Below are 22,232 nucleotides of genomic sequence, written 5' to 3'. Positions count from 1 at the left end.
ATCAGGGTTTTACGCCGATGTAATATGGTTTTATCCGATTCTCCAGATCCCATCAACCCTGGGAGGGTCTCTCAGACGATTCTCTCTAAAGAAACAGTCTCTCTATGATGAGCCCAATGGATTCTATCACCCTCCATGGGCGACTCTACCCCCGGGGCGGTACCGCTCATAATCCGGCTCTATGCGGTGTAGTTTGCTACCGCTACTGCAGAATCAATCAGTCTTGGTGGATACAGAAATTACCCTAGGGTGGGGAAAACAGAATCTCACACTAATTCGGAACCTGGAACACTGAATCGGTCAAGAACATACTCCCAATCCACTCCCATTTCATACCGTGACCGTCCGATTCGCGGCTGATCAAAGAGGGTTTCCAGAAGCCGGCCCGCAGCACCGATGGCAACATTATGTTGAGCATGGATGGAGGGCTGGAACAGTCCACGTTGGGCCGCGAGTCCAATAAACCGGTCGCTTAACCGGCTTTCCAGAAGGTAGGAAATCCGAGGAAGCAGGTTTCTGCCGTCACCGCAGAGTACAACCCGCTGAGGGCTCATTACTGAAACAATGGGGGAGAGATTCATCAACAGTTCCGTCAAATAATCATCGAGAATATCTTGGTTTTCCCGAATACCGAGAAGTTGTTCATCGGGAATACCAACCTGGCTCTTATTGTTCCGGGTCCACAATGCGCTCTTAAACTCACCGGAATTGAAGGCCTGACCGTAATACAGGCTTCCGTTAATCACGACCCCGAATCCGGTTGATATCCCGATATCCTGTTGGAGTCTCGGATTCTCCTCCTGAAACTCCATCAGTACGCTGAGGAAATCAACGGCCCCGGAGTTGGGATGAACCATTAGTTCTCCCCAGGCACAGCAATTGGCGTCATTTTCAACATATACAGGAACATCCCAGGGTTGTGCCCGGGGGGAAACCCGCCAGTTTTCTAAACCATGGGGGATTGAGTATAGGATTGTACCATCCGCAGGATGAACATACCCGGGAACACCGAGACATATGCCAGCCACAGGTAATCCGGTCTGCTCCGCCAGGGGCGCAAGTTCCTCGTAGATCTTCTCCAGGGAAGGCTCAAATCCATCCCGGTAGGTGCTGACCTTCCCCTCGCGCTGAAACAGAACCCTCCCTGCCAAATCCAGAAAAACAGCATTATACCGATTCGGCTGGACCTCAATCCCCAGAAATCCGCAGAACTGCCTGTTAACTTCTAGGAAGATGGGTTTTCGGCCACCCGATGCCGAGGATTCACCTTGTTCTCGCTCGCTGATGATCCCAGCTTCTAATAGCTCGGCGACGATATTCGATATGGACGACTTCTTAAGTCCCAGAGCCCTGGACAAATCCACCCGACTGATTCGTTCATTTCGCCGGACATGTCGAAGTACCAGGGCCCGATTATACATTTTCTGAAAGGTTTGGTTTGTAGCCTGCACGAGTCCTCCGACGGATGGTTATTCTATAACGGAACCTCCTCCTCTGTCAGCACGTAATAATAATCAAATAACCCCATAGCAAGCCAACTGACCGTTGAGGTCAACCATGGGATCCCTCCCCGACCGGCCTTCTCAGGATAGAAGCCGCCGTTGTAATAGTTCACCAGCACGTAGGGTTCACTATGGGACTGTTCTGGATTCTTCTTAAAGGGAAGAAGTCGCTGAATGAAGCGTTGGGCATCCCCCAGCCGCCCCGCCTTGAGCAGTGCATAGATCCCAAAGGCGGAGGCATGGTTGTACACGGCAAAGTTCTCAGCCATTCCCGGGGCTAGGGCAGAAAGATTTCCCACCAGAGGATTAAACTCCGGAAACCCGGGATCACAGATTAGTAACCCCGATTCATTATCACAGCGGCTGAGCATGGAATCCAAGGCAACACCGGCGATTTCCGGATTCCGTTTATCCATCCCGCTAATGGTAAACCATGCCTGGGGTAGAAGAAAGATCCGATCATCCTCTGCTCCCCCCAGAACAGTACCGTTCTCATGTATCCCGCGGAAAAACCATGTACCGGTCCACCCGTTCAATACCCCCCGATAAAGCCGGTCCGTCAGAGCCTCTACCTCAAGACCGTGGCTGTATCCCCAGCGGGAACACATATCATCCAGGGTCTGGAGAGACAGGTAGGCAATCTGATTCAGCCAAAGGCTCTCACCCTTCGAGCCCATTCCGGACAAGGCATCATTCCAATCACCCTTCCCCATACAGAGAAGATCATGAGGGCCGAACTCAAGACCGTATCGAAGACCCCGAACCATGTGCTGGACCAGGGTTTCTTCCTCAGGGTCATCGTGATACCCGAAGGTACTCCCCAGGATTGACGGATCCCCCCCCTTTTCAATATAGCGGCCCACCGCCAAGGGGAGCCAAAATGGAAGATCTCGAAAATCTCGCTCATCATGGTACCCGCCCCCGGTATTCCACTGGCGCAGGCATCTTCCGCTCTTACACTGCTTATCCGGAAGAGATTCAATAAGCGCCCGAGCCAGGTCTAAATCGTAGTAACTCATCCCCATGGCATCCTGGGCAACATCCCTGAAACCCCTGAAGGTGGAGCGTACCAACCCCTCTGACTGCTGGTACATCTGGTACGGCATGAAGGTGTTCAGGTAATTGCGAAACTGTGAATCCGTGATTCGGTTATGCTCTTTCCGGAATAATCGTTTTTCCCATGTGGCATGAACTTCCTGGAGCTCATCCTTCACCTCATCAAGACTCGAGAAGCGTTTCCGGGCATCCTCGCAGTGGGCCCGGCCCTCCCCGATGAAGAGGGCATTCTCCCAGACCTGCCCGGGTTCCAGCTCGAGGATAAATTGGAACGCTGCGATGTAGGGATCTCCGGCACTGGGTCTTCCCGTGAACTGCCGGCTCATAACCCCCTGAGGACGCTGAACATCGCCATTTCCTCGGAAATTGACCAGACTCGACTCCCAGCCCTGGGGAGCGGAAATACTCGAGCAAAAGCCGTACACCACCGAGGTATCGGTCTTAAAAATCGTTATCGTATGGCCGCCATCCTCAATCCCGGAATTAGTATACCAACTGTAATACACCGGATCGACGGCGAAGGTATCGTACAGCAAAAACTCCAATTGAGGGACGACTTGAATCTGTTTTACCCTGTCGGAATTATTCTGAATCTTCATATACCAGATCTCAAAGCTACCGGTCCGGGGAAGAAAATGAATACTCTCACCGAGTACACCGGCATTTTCGCTGGAGAAGCCGGTACTCCCGGGGCGGTGGGTGCAGGAATAGGAGTCCAAGGACTGCTTGACTGGGTAAAAACTCGGAGTCCATAGACTCTCACCGTCCTGGATGTATAAAAACCTGCCCTTATTCGGGGTAAAGAAATCGTAATTGGTAATGACCTTCCTGGGTTCCCTCAGGGTGGTTGCATACCCATCTCCAAGATGGCTTATCCGGAGGCCATATTCGCCATTCCCAAGATAATTTAACCAAGGCCGGTACTCCAGGGGTTGATTAATAGTGAATCCCCCTTCACCAAGGCTCCACATACTCATCGAATCCTCCTCCCGAATATGGTTTCAACCAAGGCTGTCATTTGGTTTGGGGTGATTCCGCCGGTGGTAAGTACCACATCGGAATAGGGTTCCAATAGCGCCGCATCATCCGGGCTGCGGGTTGCTACCGAAATTATATAGGGTTTGGTTCTCCCATCCCTACGAAGACCGTGAATCTGTTTGAGGATTTCCAACTGCCTGGTGAATCGATAGGCATTTACTGTAGTGAAGATTAACAAATCGGAAATAAACCCTATATCAAAGTTCGACAGCATCTCCTCATCAGTCGGATTCCAGGGCATCACTGCTTCCTTCACATAGGGATGAATGCCGGCACCCTCAATAATTGCCTTAAGGCTTATATCGTAAAAATTTACGGTATCAGACATCACCAGCCGAGCAGGGTTTCCGAGAATAACCCCGAGCTTATCCATAGGCTCCAGGCTGGTAATCCCAGGAAGCAGCTCCCTGCCGGAAACAACGTGCACAGCTTTTCGGGAAATTTCCAAAGACAGGGCATCACCGTGATCCTTAGCGGGAGGAACCTCCCCTCCCCCTTGTACAGCAGAAGCAGCGGATGGGTCTCCGCCAATACCCTGCTTGGAAAAGATGTTCTCTTTTGCAGTAAGAATGCGCCTGAGTGAGGCATCAATAGTCGCCTCTTGAATTCTTCCGGCTTCCACCGCTTCAACTAAGGAATCGATCAGATGTTCATCAGCACCTGTAATGATTATCTGGTCGACTCCAGCATTTATAGCCATCTCGCAAGCAACCGGACCGGGATACTGGTCCTGAACCGCCTTCATGATGAGATCATCAGTAATGATCAATCCATCAAACCCCAGCTCATGGCGGAGATATCCCAATAGCACCGGCGAAAGAGTGGCTGGCTTATCGTCGAAGGCGGGGTAAACCCCGTGGTGGGTCATGATGGCACCAACGCCGGCTTCTACGGCCTCCCGGAAGGGAGGGAAGTAGATAGACTCCATCTCATCCCTGGAGTACTCAATGATATCCATCTGATGGTGGGTGTCTTTTTCGCTGATTCTCATCCCTGGAAAATGCTTCGCACAGGCAAGAACTCCCCCGGCTTGCATTCCTCGGATGATCCCTTTTCCATGACGTCCCACCACATTGGTCTCCGAACTGATCATTCGATTATCGACAATATGAACGCCATTCCGTGCCTCGTAAGCCACATCTAAAACCGGAGCAAAGTTTATAGAAATATTCCCGTACTTAAGCAACCTGCCGGTGTATTCGGCGTATTCTTCACTCAGACGAAGATCGTCAGCATCACCCAGAGCCATGTTGCCCGGAAACACTGAAACTCCCCGGTGGAGGGCTGAAAGCTGCCCCCCCTCCTGATCCAGGGTAATAAAGGGAGGAATGCCATGGGGACTTTCATGTTTCAGATCCTGGATCCTAGCCCCCAGTTTACGAAGCTGTTCTAAATCTTCAACATTACTCCCGCTGAAGTAAATAATCCCGCCTAACAAGCCGTCCCGGTTTAGTTGCTTAATATGGTCCGGAACCTCATATTTGCCAACAAAATTGAATAAAAACATCTGCCCGATTTTTTGGCGCAGACTCAGCGCTTTTACTGTTTCTTCGATCTTGGTTGAGTTCATGGTTTCGTATCCTTGATTTATTCTATGTATGTTTTCTTGAGATTACTGCGCAAAACCCATCCTGCCTCGCCCCCGGGTAATCCTGGGGGCGTAAACAGGTTTCACTCCACTACCCCTTTATCGCACCGGCAACAACACCCTTAGTAATCCGGGTGTTGAACAGTGAGTACACAACCAAGATCGGTATGGTACCGATCATCAGGGCGGCAAACTGAAGGCCGTATTCGGTATTCATGGCGTTAGAGAAGGAATAAATACCTACGGGAAGGGTTCTTGTACTTGGACCGGTGTATATAAACCCGAGAAGAAATTCATTCCACACAGCCAGAGTTGTTAATATGCCGGCGGTAATCATCACCGGTGTGCACATGGGTAGTATAATACTGATAAACATCCGCGTATTTGATGCCCCATCCATAAATGCTGATTCCACCAAAGAATCAGGAAGCCCCTTCATATACTCGCTTCCAATAAAAATCGCCAATGGTAGATTTACCGCAAGATAGACAAGGGTTATCCCGAACCTGGTATCAATGAGACCAAGATTACGCATGAGCATGAACAGCGGGATCAGAATGGAATGGGTCGAAATGAGGATTCCTAAGCCGAAAAATCCCTTCAGCAGGGCCGACACCTTCCTATATCGCATCTTTGAGAACGCGTAGCTTGTCATCATGGCAAACAATAAGACCAAGGTTACACTAACGGTGGTGTATATAAGCGAGTTGATCGCATAGAGGCCCAGTTTTCCGAATTCCCATGCCTCGGCATAATTTTCGATAGCCAGCCCCTGGGGTAAGGCGAGGGCGTTTCTAACGAATTCTGCATCCGTCTTAAAAGATGAATAGGTAAGCCAAACCAGGGGATACACCGTAAGGATGGTAAACAGGACAAACACGGCATATGACACGACCTTGCTAAAGTAGAACCCAGGGCCCTTGGTACCTGCGACTTGCATTGTTGTTGTAGCTGTGGCTGCCATTTTACACCTCCTGGGGGCTAAGTTTCTTAACAAGCCAATTTGATAAAGTAATGAGTATGATACTGATAAGGACGATGACGTTCGAAATCGCGCTTCCAAAGCTGTATGCATCACTAGCCCGGGTAGTAAATGCATAACGATACATGTAAATAGGGAGTACTATAGTTTTATTCGCCGGACCGCCCCCGGTCATGGCAAAAATCAAATCAAAGCCCTTTAATGAACCGGCAATCGCCAGGATGGTATTTACCAGAATCACTCCCGCGAGAGGCGGAACGACAATCCGAAAGAAAATATTGAACTCACTAGCACCGTCTATTTGTGCCGCTTCAATGATTCCGGAATCCAATTTCTGGAGGTTCGCCAGAAAGTTAATCATATAAAACCCGGTGTACATCCAAATGAGTACCAACCCAATAGGGATCATGGCCGTATCTGTGCTCAGGCTCCAGGTAAAATTGAACTCGGGGTTTCCCGATATCCACTGAATAAAGCTAGTAACCGCACCATAAGGACTGAACATATTTCGCCAAAGCAATCCTATTACAATGGTGGAAATAGCCATGGGTAAAAATACCATCGCTTGAAAAAAGTTTTGAAACCGGACTAGTTTTCGGTACAGCAAATACGCTAGAATGAATGATAGGGGTATCTGCCCAAACACGGAGACGGCTACCACAAACATATTATTCCTGAAGGCAAGCCAAAATGTTGAGTCAGAAAACATTCTTGTATAATTCTTAAAGCCGATAAAAACGGTATTTTCAGGTTTAAAGATATTGTATTCGGTAAAACCGAGGCCAATAGAAAATATCACTGGGTATGCAATAACAATGATATACGACAACAGGGCTGGGGCAACCATGGCTATATAGAACATGATGTCCCGGGGATTTCTTTTTAACGAATTCACAACAGATTCTCCTACTATTTTGGTTGTTGTCCCGGTTTCATTCATCAAAGGGTTATGATCCATGAAAAAAACCGGCACAGAACCAAGCCTTGGGGGGTATATCCCCCCAAGGTAGAGGGTTATTACCCTAGCGGTTCATCGCTTCTTCAAGACTTGCTGCAACTTCGGCTGCAGTTCGTTCCCCAAGGAGGATTTCCTGCATACCGGTGTTAAGAACATCATTCGCAGCTGCCGGAATAAAGGCGTCGGGTACATCGGTAAGCAACGGTACATTATTGTACAAGTCAGCCTTCTCCTGTCCGGTAATTCTCGCTGCTTCACTGTCTACCACACTCCAATCCAGATCCATCTTGTAAGCAGGCAGCCAACCCATGGCAGCAAACCGGACTGCTGAGCCCTGTTCGCCAGCAATGAACATGAGGAGCTTCTTGGCAGCATCAAGAACCTTGGGATCCCCTTCAACCGCTGCGGTGGTAAGGGCGTAACCAGGAGATACAACACCGGAAGCTGAGCCGGCATACCGGGTATTTTCACCGGGTATTGCAGGGAGTACAGCCATACCAACATTCGAAGCAAAGGCAGCATCTTCAATGGCTCCGCTTCTCCAATGGCCATCCAACATAAACAGAGCCTTCCCATTCACAAAATTGGAAAGTGCGGTACCGTAGTCGGTCTGTACGGTAGTTCTAGGGAGCACACCATCCTGAACCATGGTTCCCAGGAATTCCAGGGCTTTTACGAAGGCAGGATCAGTGAAGGATTTTTCACCCCGTACTGCTGCATCAATGAAACCAGGTCCGGCGAACCGGCCAACCGCAGTACCGAGGTAACAACTGTTGTTCACCCAGGCTTCCCCACCAGCAAGACTGAGAACGATTTTTCCAGCAGCCTTGGCCGGTTCTACCATAGCCTTCAGATCTGCATAGGTTTTAGGCATCTCGAGACCAAGTTCCGCAAGTGCTGCTTTGTTTACAAAAAGCACACTGGTAATTCCCACATTCAGGGGTACTTCCCAGATTTCCCCATTGGCCCCCTGAGGCGCCATAGCCGCTTCAGTGAACTTGTTGGTGTCAATGTAATCACGCTGGTCAACTACCACCTCTGCATCAAAGGCGTAGGAACTCCGGGGTCCGGGCCAGAGATACATGATGTGGGGTACTTCACCAGCAACTAATGATGCAGTTGCCTTTTGATGGTAGGCTTCATCATAGAGGGTTTCTGACTGTACCTGTATCTCAGGATAGGCTTCAGCAAACTGCTCCATGAGAGTCTCCCAGCTCTGTCCCTCTGCTGTTGCCATATCGCCATAGTTCAGCACATTAAGGGTTACAGGCCCGTCAGCAGCGGCTGCAGATTCACCCTGCCCGCCGGCAAATACCATTCCTGCTACAAAGAAAAGAATCAGCAGAAATCCTGCCCATTTTTTACCGTACATAAAATACCTCCTCATACGGTTTTTGGTTAGGTCATCGAACTAACTTAATTGCATTATCACCCTCATCAATGAATACGTCAAGTAATTTTTATCCCATAAATTTTCTTGAATGCAGGCAGCACCATGGCTGAATGCCATGGTGTAAAAAACCGACGAGATCCCCCGGAAAACCTTGATTTGCTAAGACAGACTAAGTAATTATTGCTACATGGAAAATAGCAAACCTTCCCCCCAACAAACGCCCATAATTCTGGTGCACGGATTTGGTGTTCGCAGCCAATTTTGGAGGACCTTCAAACCTATGGTAGAATTAGTTGGCAGGGCCATTACCCCGGACTTTCACCAGCCTTCCATCCAAATGCGGGTGGATGCCCTGGTACACACGATCCATACCACCTACGAACAAACCCAAAAGCCGTGCATTCTTCTGGGGCATTCCCTGGGAAGCGTCATTACCGGGTTGGCTGCCTTACAGGTCCCCGACCATCAAATAAGTCATATCATCCTACTAGCTGTACCCTTCGGCAAAAAGAAATCCCGAACCTCCAATCGATTCGTGTATTGGCTGATTAAACACCGCCTCCTACCCGGCTTTTTGATTCGTAATCAATTCTTTGGACCTAGTACGCCAGACCGTCTTAAAAAGGAAGTTTTTTCTCATGCAGTTAAGGAACCAGCTCATTTGATCGAAGAGGTAGCTCAAAACACCTGGTCGCATACCGCCCAGGTTTCTGACAAGCTATCGACGCCAACTCTCTGCATCACCAGTAAAATTGATCATATCGTTCCCTGGGAACAAACCATGGAATATGCACAAGCCATTGGAGCGGACTTCCTTTGCTTTGAAGAATCCACAGGAATTGGGCACGATGACTATCCCGTCCTACCAAAGGCACAATCCCTCCTCATACAAGAAATCAAAAAATTTATCGAGTACGAAGAACGGTAGCCCCTGGTCCCGCTCCCCTCGCCGAGAATGAATTGGAAGCATGTACGATAATCCAAAACATCACTCCCGGAACAGCCCAGGAGGCCTCCACCGGACTGCTCTCCCATGATCGGGAACTACTGTTGTAGTTTAAAGAAACCACGAGCGCCTAAACCGTAATACCGTTTCACCCTGAATACAGTATCCTAGGAGTGGTTTTTGTTTTGGACACCTTCAAATCGGGTAGACTACAATTTATTATGTAGTGCGTAAAAGGTTGTAAACGACACCAGATATAACGGAGAAACCTATAAGTCCACCCATGGGTGGTATTGCCAGGGTGCAATGGTACAACCTTCTGCGCACTATAAATCTTTCGTGCCAATGAACTCGCAACCCTGTTCACTCCCCCTGGCAAAAAAAAACAGGGATATGTAGCTGCTTAGCACATATCCCTGCATTGTGATTAACAATTACCAAACCTTCCCTGGCCTCAGATAGTAACCTATCCAGAAACCAAGGCAAGACTGAACCATGGAACATACGTTATCAACAACACCACCCCAAGCTGTATTATAAAGAAGGGCATCACACTCTTGTATACGTGGCTCAACCGTTGTTCAAACCGGTACGATGCCAAGAACAGGTTAAGACCGACCGGGGGCGTAATAAACCCAAGACCGAGGTTAGCTAAGAAAATCATACCGAGGTGGATGGGCGCGATACCAAACTCTGCTCCAAGAGGCAAAATGAGAGGCACTACAACAAAAATGGCAGAAAAGAGATCCATGAAACACCCTACAATGAGCAGAGCAAGATTCAGTAACAGTAAAAATACCAGGGGGCTTTTCACCGCACCGGTAACCCAGGAGGTGAGCATCTGGGGAATACCCGCATCTACAATGTAGGAGGACAGCCCCCGAGCAACCATCAGGATAATCAGTACTCCGCCTATTATAGACAGGCTCCGTTCTGCGGTTTTAACCAATAGTTTCCATTCGATTTCCTTCCTGATCAGCACCTCAACAATAAAAACATACACCACAGCTGCAGCGGAGGTTTCTACCAAGGTTGCCAGGCCGGAAAAGTATAGAGCGATGATTACCACCGGTAGGGCGAGTTCCCATAAAGAAAGACGGATAGCCTGCAGCGCGCGACGCCACTTAAAACTATCTATGGGCACCTTGTGTTTAATGGAATACACAACCCCATATCCGGCCATGGCTGCAATGAATACCAGCCCAGGACCGACACCTGCAGCAAACAATTGGTTCACGGGAATCTGGGAGATGGAAGCGTAGAGAATAATAGCCAAACTGGGCGGAAACAGGAGTCCAATATTTGAACTGGAGGTAATAACACCAAGTGAGGCTTCCGGGGTAAGTCTACCGCTACGCTGCAAAATAATATGAAGCAATCCGCCCAAGGCTAGAATTGTCACCCCCGAAGCCCCGGTAAAGGTAGTAAAAAAGGCAGACACCAGTACCGCAGCGAGAACCATGCCACCAGGAACCCACCCGAAGAGACTTTTAAAAACAAGCACAAGCCGCTTCCCTGCTTTGCTCTCACTCAACAAATATCCGGCCAGGGTAAATAACGCAATCGCCGGAACAGAGGTATCCCGAAGCATGGAAATCCCTTCCAGGGCGATGATCTCCGGCCCCATCCAGTCCTTCGCAAAAAGCAGTACCGCCGTTCCACCCAAGGCTATGAATATCGGTGTCCCGAGGAAAACCGACACAATCAGTATCACCACCAGGAAGGGAGCCACCCCGGGAACCAGTTGATACCAGAAATCTTCAAGGACAAAATACCCGTCTCCCAGGGGAACCTCGGCGGCATACAGAAGATTCGTTATGGCTGGTAAGGCAAGAAAAATTCCAATACCTACCGCAACGCCCCCCACTACCCAGGTTGACCGATACTCAAATCGCTTAAACCAATAGAATAGTACCAGGAGAAATGCCGGTGGCAAAAACCAGGTGTAAAACCGCATCGGGAGAAAACCGCCCATCTCCTCAGCCCCTACTGCAACGTAGATAAACGAGATGCTCCCCACAAGGAAGAGTACGGTTATTATCACCTCCATGAATCCCCGCACCGCTTCAGTCAGCTCCCGTACAATGGGAATTCGTCCATGGAACTCAAGCCCCATGGAAAGATGCTCCTTGCGCTTAGACGTAATTACGGCTGCGATTGCAGTAAGGGTCAATAAAACCAGGGGAATGTATCCGTATAAGCCAGGAATTGACCCCCCAGTTAAGAAACGGAATACCATATCCACAAAGGGTATAGAAACGAGGAGAACAAACAGGATCACCCCGAGCCCAAGCGGAATTCTGTCAAATCGAAGCTTCATCGCATTTCCTCGACAATCCCCTCGATTTCCCTGTACAGGTCAGCATCAAAAATAGTTCCGAGAGAGAGCTCTAACCCCTGGGTAAACACATCGTACCATAACTCTCGCTGGGCTTCGCTAATGGTGGTTCGCTTCAAACCAAAGCGTTCCATGGTTTGAATCGCAGTATTTTCCAAACCTCGAATCTGAGATCCGATTTCTTCACCGATTCGTGCAGCGACAGCCCTCATCTCATCACGGAATTGGTTCGGAATCCTATTCCAGGTTCGAGAATCAATGATAATGGCTCCTAGAAAGGGGGCGAAATCAAGTTCTAACATATATGGCGCAACAGCAAACCATTGGTAGCCCGCAGCACCGATGGGAGAGTACATGAACGCGTCTACCAGACCACTATTCAATCCCGTCAGAATTTCTCCGGTAGAGAGTCCGACCCCCCGGAACCCTAACCTGGTTAACATACTGTTCATGGAATCCTCACCAGCACCGAATGCCAGATTTATTGCCATCAGATCTTCTGGAGTTTCCACCGGTTCGTTGGAAAAGAGCTTCATCCATCCGCCCTGGGACCATGAAAGCACCTCAACGTTCTGCTCTGATAGAATAGTATTGAGTTTTCCCTGGATACGGGAAAGCACGTGAGTCAGCTCCTCATCAGTCCGGATAAGCATGGGGGCACTCAAGGTGAACACACTATTAGATAAGAGATTCAAGCCCGCAGAAGTTAGTGCAAGCCCCTGGAGCTGGCCGATACGCATCTTACGTATGCTATCATCCTCATTTCCAGCGATTCCGTTAAAGAACAGGTTCACTCGAACCCTGCCCCCGGAAATCCGCGACCATTCCTGGGCGAGCTCCTTTAGTCCATCACCCCACGGAGAATTTTCGGGTGCAATGGTAGCAATCTTCACCACCTGCCCGAAGGCAGAAAAACCAAGCAACAAACAACAAATTACCGCAATCAGCGTTTTCTTTTTCATCTACGTATCCTTATTGGTGTTTTTCTCAAGTACCGAAACTCCCAGATTCGTCTCTGTTAGTTTCATACTATAAACCCTTAAATGTCAAAAAATAAATCCATTCGATTATCCCAGAGATACTGGGCCTTACGCCTCTGAATAGTGTTCAAGAGTAAGGACTCGGGGTATTCCTCAATGGGAATTTCCAGAGCTTTGGTTATCAGATCCGTAAAGAGCTCACCGTCTTGAATTGATATGGCGTACTGTGCATATGCCAGATAGGGTCCCACCGATCTGTCTCCTCGTACTTCTACTACCCGGTTAAAATGGTAGAGAATTTTGCTGGGATCTCCCCCCAATCCCTGGGGGGCAGCGGCGTGAAAGCTAATTAAGAACTCATCGAGGGTACGCTCATTGTATTCGGGATCAAGTTCATATGCGAACAACAAAATCTTTGCTGCCGAAGCCGCGCTAATCCCCAATTCAACGTCAAAGGCATCCAGACTGAAAGCACCGAACCACGAGGCGCCTAGCCAATACAGAGCATTCACATCCTCAGCGGTCATCTGCTCAAAGTACGGATCCGGGTTACCCGCCAATGCCTGCTCGGCAAAACCAGGATACTGTAGATCCAATCCGGATAGAACATAATCCCGACCACGAAGATAAAAGTTTTTCGCACGTTGTTTAGCGAGACGCTGCTCATCCCACTGCTCCAGAGGGAGCAGCTCCGCCGGCGCCCAGACAAAGGCATTGGCATACATAGCATACAAACTTCCTGTAGTAATCTGCAAACCCTGGTGCTCAGGATTTTGTTCTAAGAGAAGCTCATACAGTTTGATGGTGAATGGCAAGGCGTCAGCCACGAAGCGGGGATCGTTATCTGTCATGAAGACAGAAGCAGAACCCCCATCCCCTGCCAGGGTATCGGCCAACATGTTTACTGCCAGTTTCTGTACAGAACAACTCGAAACGCTAATAAGGAACATCAGGAGAATCCCTACCAGGGTCCATGGTTGATTTCGCTTTTTCTCTTTCATTATAACCAGCCTTAATTGGATTTCTTATTTCTACGGGACGAGTAAATGTGATACGGCATACGGATTCGCCTCCATGAGAGATGACGAGGAACCGGATCATACCCCCCCAAAAATAGACTATTGCAACGGATGATGCGGGCAGCACCAAGGAAAAGCCCCGGAAAAACTCCAAAGCGCATAATTGCATCATGAGTATACCGAGAACATGAAGGATAATAAATACATCGCGACGGTAAAAGGGGAGAAATAATCTTCCGATATACTCGAATCGGAACTACCGCGAGGGTCCGGAGGATGTGTTTTATCTTTCCCATTTACCTGATACCCTCTCGACTATGTTTACCCATGAACCACTCATCTCCATCGTTTTAGATAACCCTCAAGCACGGGCAGTCATCATCGCCCTTCACGGATTTGGGGCCAACGCCCGGGACCTCTCCTCTTTTTCCCGATTCGGCACCTACCCCTTTTCTTGGCGCTTTGTCCAGGCTCCGATCCACCTCGGGGGTCAGGGCTTCGCATGGTTTCCCCAGGATATATCCAAAATTCCCCTGGAAGATCCCCTCTCCTATTTCCACCATCTCCCGGAAACCGAGGAACCCGATATTCACACCGCATCTGAGCGGGTGATTTCAACAATCAAACAACTCAGGATCCCAGAAAACCTTCCGATTATTCTTGCGGGGTTCAGCCAAGGGGCGATGGTGACCCTAGATATCCTACTTCGGAAACAGATCCCGCTTCACTCAGCGATCCTCTTTTCTGGGATGCCCTTTCATATCCCAACCCTTACAAAGCTCCTTGAGCAATCCGTTGAATCCGGGTCGCCTACCCCCTTGCCGCCAATATTCCAATCCCATGGAGTGGCAGATCCCATACTCCCCATCTCATACGGGACTCAACTCAGCAACCATCTCAAATCCTATTGTCTCGACTACGATTACCAAACCTTTCAGGGGTATCACGAGATCCCCGACTACATACTAAACCGTGCCTTGGAATTTGTCTGGGAACGGCTGTAAATCTCCGTACCGTCCGGAAATGTTAATGAATATCATCCTCAGATAGTTCTAAATAGACTGTTTCTTGGTCTGGGGTGATTTCAACGCGCTTAACCACAGCCCTATCCACCTCATCGAAGCCAAGAATGTCGTACTCACCTCCAGCCTCGGGTACCAGGAGGTAATACACCCGACTCGCCCCCACCGGAAGGGTACTTATATCATCCAATATATCTACACCCCACATCTTACTCTCCCGAGGAGAGAAGAACAGGTACCACAGCTCTCTGATGACAGAATTCGTTAGCACCACTCGTACCACCGAAGCGCCTGCCCATAGGGCTCCCCGATCATCCACCCCATCCGCTTGAGATACCATCACCAGAGACTCATCACCGTTACAAATCTGGACATCTTCAACGAGATACATGCCCCCGCTGATATCCTCAGCTAAAAAAGAGAACCGGGCACAAGCACTGGAATAATGGACAAAAAAGCTTCGCATTTCACCGTAATCCAGGGTATCCAATCCGGTAATCAGGTCAGGCCCCCAGAGATCGCTGTCTGCTGGGGATGAGTACAGGTGCCGGATAGCCATTCCCGTTTCATTCGCCACCGTAACCCTGTTTAATTCCTGAGGGATCCCCCCGAATACCGCGCCAGAACAAAGAACAATATACGCCAATGCATGAATGCAGGATCTTCTCATACCGCTACTTCCCCTTCTCTTGTTAGTGAGCGAACAAGTATACCCTAATCTGGGTAGGGACTGTAACTCCAGACACGGTATGAACCAATGCTAAAAAACCCGCGCAGCAGCCCCGGCAACGGGACCCAGATCGCGGGCCTTTGTAAAATCCTTACCTAGGGTTTATTCAACTCCTATTCTCGGAGACTGGAGATTAAATCCACCGCCTTCAACTTAACGACATCAATGTAATTACCCGATACAACCTCAATCAGCCCCTGGAGAACATTGGGTTTGGATATTCCCTCACCAGCAGCCCGTAACCGATCCAAAGCCAACAGGGTGGCAAAGGCAAAATTGTTATCCGGGGTTACCTTCAGGGTATTTCTCCGCAGGGCAGCAATCATAGTATCAAGTACCTCCGGATTATTGATGCCGATTCGTCCCAGAGAAAAAACCGCCTCGGCCAAAACCATTGGCTCATTATCATTGGTGAGCATTTTCAGGAGTACTGTTTTGGAGCTCTCGCCTCCGACCTCTCCTAAGAGATTTGCAGCCTGACGCCGCACCTCAGGAAAATTATTGACCACCGCGCCGCCCTGACGGGTTATCCGGTACACGCCCTCACCGCCAAGGGATTCTAACACCGCTACCACAGCCTCAGGATCCGCAGCCTGCTGTCCGGATTCTACAATACTGCGGATAGTCTGCAACGCTAATAGTTTTGATTCCCGATCATCAGCTAGGGCTTGAGATCGCATTATTTGAATTTCCACATCCTGACTCAGGTACAGTTCCTCAATGGACAATCTTCCAGCACTTTCATCTCCCTGCTGGGCAAACAAGACCCCGATGGAACCTAGTAATAATGCGATAAGCCAAACAGCTTTGTTGTGCCTCATGTAAAACTCCTTACCAAATCAAACCGTAGGACAAAGTGTAGGTTAAAATGCACCAATTTTCCAGCCCTCTTGGGTCTTAACCAACCGATACACGGTAATTCTTGTTTCCCCGATAACCATAATCGCTTCAATTTCTTGATCGCTTAAAAACACCAAATCATCTAGTCGAATATTCGCTCTACTCGGAACCACGACATGGGTAAAATAATCCCGTAACGAATCAACCTGTACATTACGGTTTTTAAGAACCGGCCGTTCAGAGATATCAGCCAAAAAAGCGGGATCACTCAGACTTTCTTTATATTTCGTTGTTAGAAACTGGACCCACTGTTCATAATCCTTGTTACGAATAATACTATTAAGCTCCGAAATATAATCATCAATATCCTGGAAGGTTTCCCGGTACACCTCCTCGGTAGGAACGAATTCACCGGCAGCTTCGAGGGGTTCCTGGACCTCAGGTTCAGCGGGGGGCTCTTCTGGTACCTCAGGCACCTCAGGTTCAGGCTCATCGGCCGGCTCCTGGGAATCAGGCTGTACGGGGGTCTCAGGAACCTGAGGCTCCTCATGGACTACTTCCTCGGACGGCAATTCAGGTTCGGAGGAGATCTGCTCTTCCGCTGGACTCACACACCCCGGAATTACGGCAATTACATACATAACTAAGAATAGACACTGGTATTGCCGGAATCCCTTGGTACTTTTCATACTACAACATTACTTGCAAATAGATTTACCTGTCAAACCATTTTATTTCAAATCAACTCATGCTATAAATGATACAAGCCTATTAGGAAAAGGACGGCCCATGGCGCTGGAACAAGAGGTTATTCGTCTACTCACCGCATACATGCACCGAAACGAAACCGGTTCGGTTAGCTACAGTCAATTTCTCTCCTTTTTAGAACGACACCTCACCCAGAATGATTTAGATAAACCCGAACTCAACACCCTGAGAAACGACACCCACCGCGTGCTTTCCGGGGTGCTGCGCAAGCTCGACAAGAATGGAGTAATCCAGCTTGAACGACCGAATAATCAACCCCTGCTCATTGTTATGCCGGGGTTTTTTCGGACATATCTGGAACGCCAGTACACTCAGGTGCTCCAACAACCTGAAACACCCTTCCTCACCGAAGACCGCATTTCTCTCAGCATACCCGAGGAACTTATCCAGGCAGTAAATATAAAGACAGATTTCATTGCCCTGGTAGAAGAAGCCCGAGCCTCCTCCTTATCCGAAGAAAACGGCGAGGTCCGTGACAATGACCAGAACAGCAAGGGCAGACCGTTGGTTCGACTCTTATTCCCTGACGGACTTCCGAGCATCATCGCAAGTAAGAACCTCATTGCCAGTCAAATGGTGGTTGCCTGTGTTCAAAAAATACGGCACTACCTCATAAGTCAAAAAAATCTGGCGTACATCAAACAAAAAATCACCCCCATTTTCCATGGTCGAGAGATTGCCGTAAAAGATTTCCTCCAGCAGATTCTCACAAGCCCCGACCAGTCTGCCAAGACAGTCCTTCAAGCTACGGATTTTAGCTTTCAGTTCTGGACCCACCTATCCACGAACATCATTAAGGAATTTGCTCAAAAACAAGACAAGTTGGTGGAAGAGCAGAACTACTGCCAAGCAGCCTACCTAATCGGCTATTACAGCGTGTATTGCAAAGGCATAGAACAAAAAAAGAAGGACACCCAAACCGCCCTGAAACAGATCTCCTTAGCACTACGGAAGCCACCCTACGCCTTCACAATATCAGAGATTCATGCTCTGACTGACGAAAAAGGGCTTCCCCTGGTTGGACGATGTTCCAAAGAAGAAATCAATGCCTTCATTGCCTCCCAACTAAAAAGCAGGGACGGAAAGCAGCTTCCTAATCTTATGAGAACCAAGCTGCCCTCAGGTAAGGAATACTATGTAGCCTACGAGTCTGTCCCGACCATCATCATGCAACAACTCCCCAAGGCGCAGAAAGGGTTCAGGGATTTTTACCTCTACTCGTGGCAAAGTGCCATGTTAGCCGATATGGAACTTGAAACGATTAAAGAAGAGCAGGCCCTTTACAATCACCTAGAAGAGCGGTTGAAGGAGCGATTCCCCCTGCTTTACAGCGTCCTTACGTACCAACATGTGTACCTTATCAGTCAAGAACCCACCACCAGCGCTGACATCAGGCACTACCTGCTCTCCCTGATTAATATCAAAGAACAGAACCTCAAGCCCTATAATGAGCTCCTGGGAATCGATCATAAAAAACTGCTCCACGACGTGCACATGCTGCTGCCCTTCTGGATGGTAGTTCCGGTGGTTAAGCAGATCGTATCCTTCTTTCGGCGCCTGTTCCTGGGTAAGGAGTACCTTAAAAACACTATCGGAAATTCCTTCGATCATGAGGGTCAACAGAGTATTTCCAAGGGTGATCTTAAGGTCTCTGACTCCCGATCCCCCGTAAAAACCAGAAAGCGTATCGGCTCAGAGCCCTCTTCCCAGCGTGGAAGGGACTCTGATCCCCAATCCCCTGCCAAAACTGTTAAACACCAACAGCAGGCCTTCAAGGACAGTATTAAACAACTCGAACAGGACTTCCTGATACCCGGAAAAAATTTGGACCAGAGCATGAAAACCCTCATCGAACGATGGAATCCCCTCATCGATCCCGGCGCCAAGAAAAACCTGGTAGAGGATGTGAACAGTATGTGTCGGGACTTCCTGCGTGGCCTAAAGATCAGTTACCGGAAGGCTCCTCCCACGGGAGCCGATATAAAGGAGATGGCTGCCCGATTAGCCGGCAATCCGACCTTCGACCGCATCCGGGATCGAGACTCACTGCGAGACTACATCGAATTGTACGTCATTAAACTCCTCAGCCGCTGAGGTCAGTCGGCTGGTGGGGTTGAACAAGGTATCGGGTAGAACCTTCATCATAATCGTGATGCCCCAAGGCCTAGGCTAGGACCTCAGCGAGACTGATCTCACCCATAAAACTGAGTTGGTCCGCACAGGCATTAAACAGCCGCATACACATCACCGAATCATCCACGGCTCTGTGGGCGGTGTTCGGCGGGAATTTTAGAACGGTCGCCAAGTTTTGCAGGCTGTAGCTCTTCTGTCCCGGAAAGGCCTTTTTCGCCAGCTGTTGAGTATCGATTACCAGGTTCTCGATATCGGGTACATCACAGATCTGAAGGGCCGCCCGCAAGAAGCCTAGATCAAAACCGGCATTATGAGCCACCAAAACCGAGCCCTGAATAAACTCAAGAAAGGCGGGGAGCACGGTCTGAATACTCGGCTTACCCCTCACCATCTCATCAGTAATCCCGCTGATCTTCGAGGCATCCTCGGGAATCGCCCGTCCCGGATCAATCAGATGCCCGAACTCCCCCAAGACGGTAGCACCCTGAAATTTCACCGCCCCGACCTCCACAATCCGATCCGAGGTGGAGTAAAGCCCGGTGGTTTCAAAATCGAAGGCAACAAAGGTGGTATCTAAAACTGACTGCTGTAAATTCATGATGAAATACCTACCATGTACGGCCGATGCTGTAAAGCACTTTGACAGTCCCCGGGTAATCCGCTACCTTCTTCCCATGAACACCATGGAAGCCCTCCTAGAAGAATACGACCTCGAAATAGATGACATCCGATGGCATCTATCGGTTCGTCTTGCCGAAGAAATCTTATCCTTGCATCAAACCCCTCGCCGGCTCATTGAAATGATTTGGTCGGGAACCCTGGGAGACAGACTTTTCAATATGGAAGACCGACTCCTGGAACAATTAGAGGCAGATTTACATTCAGGCAGAACCGATGAGGCGAAAATCCGGGAGTTCCTCACCCAGGCGAAAAAAGCAAAACGTAATCGATGGGTTCATTCACCCCGGACCAGATCCCCAGAAAACTACGAGTAATGACGATATCGGTTCCCTAACCGATTACTCCGTCCCCAATAGAAAAGCCCGGGCTTCATACCCGGGCTCCGACTTCTGAGAGGTACACCCCCTAGTGTGAAACCTTGGCAATCTGATCGTTAATAAATCCTTCTATCCCCTGGATTTTCGCGCCAACCCGGAGTTTCGCTTCCGCTAGTGGGATCCCGGGGGCTTCAGCAACCGAGGCATAGAACTTTATCTTCGGTTCCGTCCCCGACGGGCGGGCAGAGATTATCGAACCATCAGCCAAGATCCACTGAAGAACGTTACTGGAAGGCAAATCAATATCCGCGGTTTTCTTGCCGGACTTAACATCCAGGGTACTCCCGTCTAGGATATCCCGCATAGCCGTAACCTCTATTCCGGCAATCTCTGTTGCAGGCTCAGACCGCAAATTGTCCATCAGCCGGCTCATAATCGTGGTGCCGTTGGATCCCTCAAAGTATCGTGCGACCAGGGTCTCTTGATAATACCCAAACTCCTGATAGATCTCCTCAAGTCGTTCCAATAGATTTTTTCCTTGAGTTTTGTGATACAAGGTCATTTCTATGGTCAAAATTGTGGCAGAAACAGAGTCCTTATCCCGGACCTGGTCACCGATCATAAATCCATAGGATTCTTCACAACCGAACACATACCTTGGGCCTTTGGTTTGTTCGAATTCCCGGATCTTCGATGCAATCCACTTAAAACCAGTGAGGGTTTCGAATACCTTCGCCCCGTACTTTTTGGCAACCTTCCGCTGCAAATCGGTAGTAACAATGGTGTTCACAAAGGCGGAATCCCCAGGCAAGCTGCCTTCAGCCTTGCGACCCGAGAAAATGTAATCCGCCAGGAGCACCCCGTGTTGGTTCCCCGACAGAAGGGTGTACTCACCACCGTTTCGAACAGCCAACCCAACCCTATCAGCGTCCGGATCGGTACCGATAACTAGATCAGCGGACTCCTTTTTTGCCAGATCAATGGCCATTTTTAGCGCTGAGGCTTCTTCGGGATTGGGATACTGAACGGTAGGAAAATCTCCGTTCGGTTCGCGCTGTTCCGGAACCGTAATAACCGGTACTCCGTAGCGTTTAAGAGCCCGCTCCACCAAATAGGCACCGGTTCCGTGAAGGGGGGTAAAAACCACCGAAAGATCCTTGCCCTTATTCCGAAGCAACTCGGGACGAATAATCTGACCATCCACCATATCAAGGTACGCAGCATCCAGCTGCTCATCCACAAGCTCGATTAATCCTTGGCTCAGAGCAGCCTCGTAGTCCATGGACTTGATGTCCCCCCGGACCGACCGGACATTCTCGATTATACCGGCATCATGGGGTTCAACAATCTGGGCTCCATCAGCCCAGTACACCTTGAATCCATTGTATTGCTTAGGGTTATGACTAGCCGTACATACGATTCCGCTCGTAGCACCGAGATACCGTACTGCAAAGGAGAGCTCCGGAGTAGGCCGAAGAGCGCTGAAGAGGTATACATGAATCCCATGGGCCGCTAATACGCTTGCTGCAGTTTTGGCAAAAAGTGGGGAGTTATTCCTCGAGTCGTATGCGATGGCTACTGACTTTCTCCCCGCCTTATCCTCGGTGCCATGCTCTACCACATATCGGGCGAGCCCCTCGGTGGCCCGCTGGATCATGAGGGGATTCATCCGGTTATATCCGCCGCCCATGATCCCACGAATTCCACCGGTTCCAAAACTCAGCTCAGCATAAAACCGCTCGTGCAATTCTTCAAACTGCTCCTGAGCTAGCAGTTTTTCTACCTCGGTTCTGAAATCCTCATGCTGTTCTAGTGAAACATATTCCTGTGCTTTGTGTACAAGCTCCGCCCGATCCATACCGGCCTCCTGATTTATTATCACCCCCATCATAGGCAAGCTGGGCCTTGAAGTCAATCAAAGCAATAGGTATGATTTGCCCT

General features: G+C 49.3%; 19 protein-coding genes. 4 read left to right on the top strand and 15 right to left on the bottom strand.

Translation table 11 applies throughout. The features are described 5' to 3' along the window. Window positions 1-266 precede the first annotated feature (266 nt). From DC28_RS02760 to DC28_RS02735, 6 genes are all read right to left on the bottom strand, one after another. A complete protein-coding gene (locus tag DC28_RS02760; RefSeq protein WP_037545512.1) occupies window positions 267-1,451 on the bottom strand; it encodes an ROK family transcriptional regulator in 1,185 nt (394 codons plus the stop codon). Between the two features lie 23 nt (window positions 1,452-1,474). Then, a complete protein-coding gene (locus tag DC28_RS02755; protein WP_037545511.1) occupies window positions 1,475-3,535 on the bottom strand; it encodes a GH36-type glycosyl hydrolase domain-containing protein in 2,061 nt (686 codons plus the stop codon). Beyond that, entirely contained in the window at window positions 3,532-5,166 is a 1,635-nt protein-coding gene (locus DC28_RS15130; protein WP_052078366.1) for a glycoside hydrolase family 3 protein, read from the bottom strand. Before DC28_RS15130 ends, DC28_RS02755 begins: the two co-directional genes overlap by 4 nt. A gap of 109 nt (window positions 5,167-5,275) precedes the next feature. Continuing rightward, window positions 5,276-6,148, bottom strand: coding sequence for a carbohydrate ABC transporter permease (locus DC28_RS02745; protein WP_202962949.1), 873 nt, complete (start codon window positions 6,146-6,148; stop codon window positions 5,276-5,278). A 1-nt stretch (window position 6,149) separates the two neighbouring features. Then, window positions 6,150-7,061, bottom strand: a complete 912-nt coding sequence (locus DC28_RS02740; protein ID WP_238565755.1) for a carbohydrate ABC transporter permease — start codon at window positions 7,059-7,061, stop codon at window positions 6,150-6,152. 127 nt (window positions 7,062-7,188) lie between these two features. After that, window positions 7,189-8,496, bottom strand: a complete 1,308-nt coding sequence (locus DC28_RS02735; protein ID WP_037545509.1) for an ABC transporter substrate-binding protein — start codon at window positions 8,494-8,496, stop codon at window positions 7,189-7,191. A gap of 208 nt (window positions 8,497-8,704) precedes the next feature. Between DC28_RS02735 and DC28_RS02730 the strand changes: the two genes are divergently transcribed. Further along, window positions 8,705-9,445: an alpha/beta fold hydrolase gene (locus tag DC28_RS02730; RefSeq protein ID WP_081941827.1), complete on the top strand. Its 741-nt coding sequence runs from the start codon at window positions 8,705-8,707 to the stop codon at window positions 9,443-9,445. Window positions 9,446-9,929: 484 nt separating this feature from the next. On the opposite strand, the gene DC28_RS02725 is transcribed toward DC28_RS02730, so the two are convergent. The 4 genes from DC28_RS02725 to yidD form a co-directional block, all read right to left on the bottom strand. Continuing rightward, on the bottom strand, window positions 9,930-11,783 hold the full coding sequence (locus DC28_RS02725; protein ID WP_037545502.1) for a TRAP transporter large permease subunit: 1,854 nt from the start codon (window positions 11,781-11,783) through the stop codon (window positions 9,930-9,932). Further along, window positions 11,780-12,763, bottom strand: coding sequence for a TRAP transporter substrate-binding protein DctP (gene dctP / locus DC28_RS02720; protein ID WP_037545499.1), 984 nt, complete (start codon window positions 12,761-12,763; stop codon window positions 11,780-11,782). The genes DC28_RS02725 and dctP overlap by 4 nt, the downstream gene beginning before the upstream one ends. Before the next feature lie 77 nt (window positions 12,764-12,840). Then, window positions 12,841-13,782, bottom strand: coding sequence for a TRAP transporter TatT component family protein (locus DC28_RS02715; protein ID WP_037545495.1), 942 nt, complete (start codon window positions 13,780-13,782; stop codon window positions 12,841-12,843). 11 nt (window positions 13,783-13,793) lie between these two features. After that, window positions 13,794-14,096 (bottom strand): membrane protein insertion efficiency factor YidD, encoded by a 303-nt coding sequence (gene yidD, locus DC28_RS16125; protein ID WP_081941825.1) that lies wholly within the window; start codon window positions 14,094-14,096, stop codon window positions 13,794-13,796. A gap of 21 nt (window positions 14,097-14,117) precedes the next feature. On the opposite strand from yidD, the gene DC28_RS02710 reads away from it, so the two are divergent. After that, window positions 14,118-14,804: an alpha/beta hydrolase gene (locus DC28_RS02710; protein ID WP_156104548.1), complete on the top strand. Its 687-nt coding sequence runs from the start codon at window positions 14,118-14,120 to the stop codon at window positions 14,802-14,804. Window positions 14,805-14,826: 22 nt separating this feature from the next. Here DC28_RS02710 and DC28_RS02705 read toward each other — a convergent pair whose 3' ends face one another. The 3 genes from DC28_RS02705 to DC28_RS15125 form a co-directional block, all read right to left on the bottom strand. Beyond that, complete coding sequence (locus tag DC28_RS02705) at window positions 14,827-15,492, bottom strand: hypothetical protein (protein WP_037545491.1); 666 nt, start codon at window positions 15,490-15,492, stop codon at window positions 14,827-14,829. Window positions 15,493-15,665: 173 nt separating this feature from the next. Further along, on the bottom strand, window positions 15,666-16,373 hold the full coding sequence (locus DC28_RS02700; RefSeq protein ID WP_037545488.1) for a HEAT repeat domain-containing protein: 708 nt from the start codon (window positions 16,371-16,373) through the stop codon (window positions 15,666-15,668). A 42-nt stretch (window positions 16,374-16,415) separates the two neighbouring features. Beyond that, window positions 16,416-17,081: a hypothetical protein gene (locus tag DC28_RS15125; protein WP_156104547.1), complete on the bottom strand. Its 666-nt coding sequence runs from the start codon at window positions 17,079-17,081 to the stop codon at window positions 16,416-16,418. A 100-nt stretch (window positions 17,082-17,181) separates the two neighbouring features. On the opposite strand from DC28_RS15125, the gene DC28_RS02690 reads away from it, so the two are divergent. Then, on the top strand, window positions 17,182-19,254 hold the full coding sequence (locus tag DC28_RS02690) for a hypothetical protein (protein WP_037545484.1): 2,073 nt from the start codon (window positions 17,182-17,184) through the stop codon (window positions 19,252-19,254). Between the two features lie 70 nt (window positions 19,255-19,324). On the opposite strand, the gene DC28_RS02685 is transcribed toward DC28_RS02690, so the two are convergent. Then, window positions 19,325-19,891 carry a 3'-5' exonuclease gene (locus DC28_RS02685; protein ID WP_037545481.1) on the bottom strand — a complete coding sequence of 189 codons (567 nt, stop codon included), beginning with the start codon at window positions 19,889-19,891 and terminating at the stop codon, window positions 19,325-19,327. A 76-nt stretch (window positions 19,892-19,967) separates the two neighbouring features. Here DC28_RS02685 and DC28_RS15120 point away from each other — a divergent pair, with 76 nt between their 5' ends. Continuing rightward, complete coding sequence (locus DC28_RS15120; protein ID WP_238565754.1) at window positions 19,968-20,288, top strand: hypothetical protein; 321 nt, start codon at window positions 19,968-19,970, stop codon at window positions 20,286-20,288. A gap of 91 nt (window positions 20,289-20,379) precedes the next feature. Here DC28_RS15120 and DC28_RS02675 read toward each other — a convergent pair whose 3' ends face one another. Next, window positions 20,380-22,149, bottom strand: coding sequence for a phospho-sugar mutase (locus DC28_RS02675; RefSeq protein WP_156104546.1), 1,770 nt, complete (start codon window positions 22,147-22,149; stop codon window positions 20,380-20,382). Between the last annotated feature and the right edge of the window lie 83 nt (window positions 22,150-22,232).

It is taken from the genome of Spirochaeta lutea (assembly GCF_000758165.1).
GTDB classification, from domain to species: Bacteria; Spirochaetota; Spirochaetia; order DSM-27196; family Salinispiraceae; genus Spirochaeta_D; species Spirochaeta_D lutea.
The sequence above is the reverse complement of the archived record's forward strand: the minus strand, read 5'-3'. Positions and strand labels throughout refer to the sequence as shown.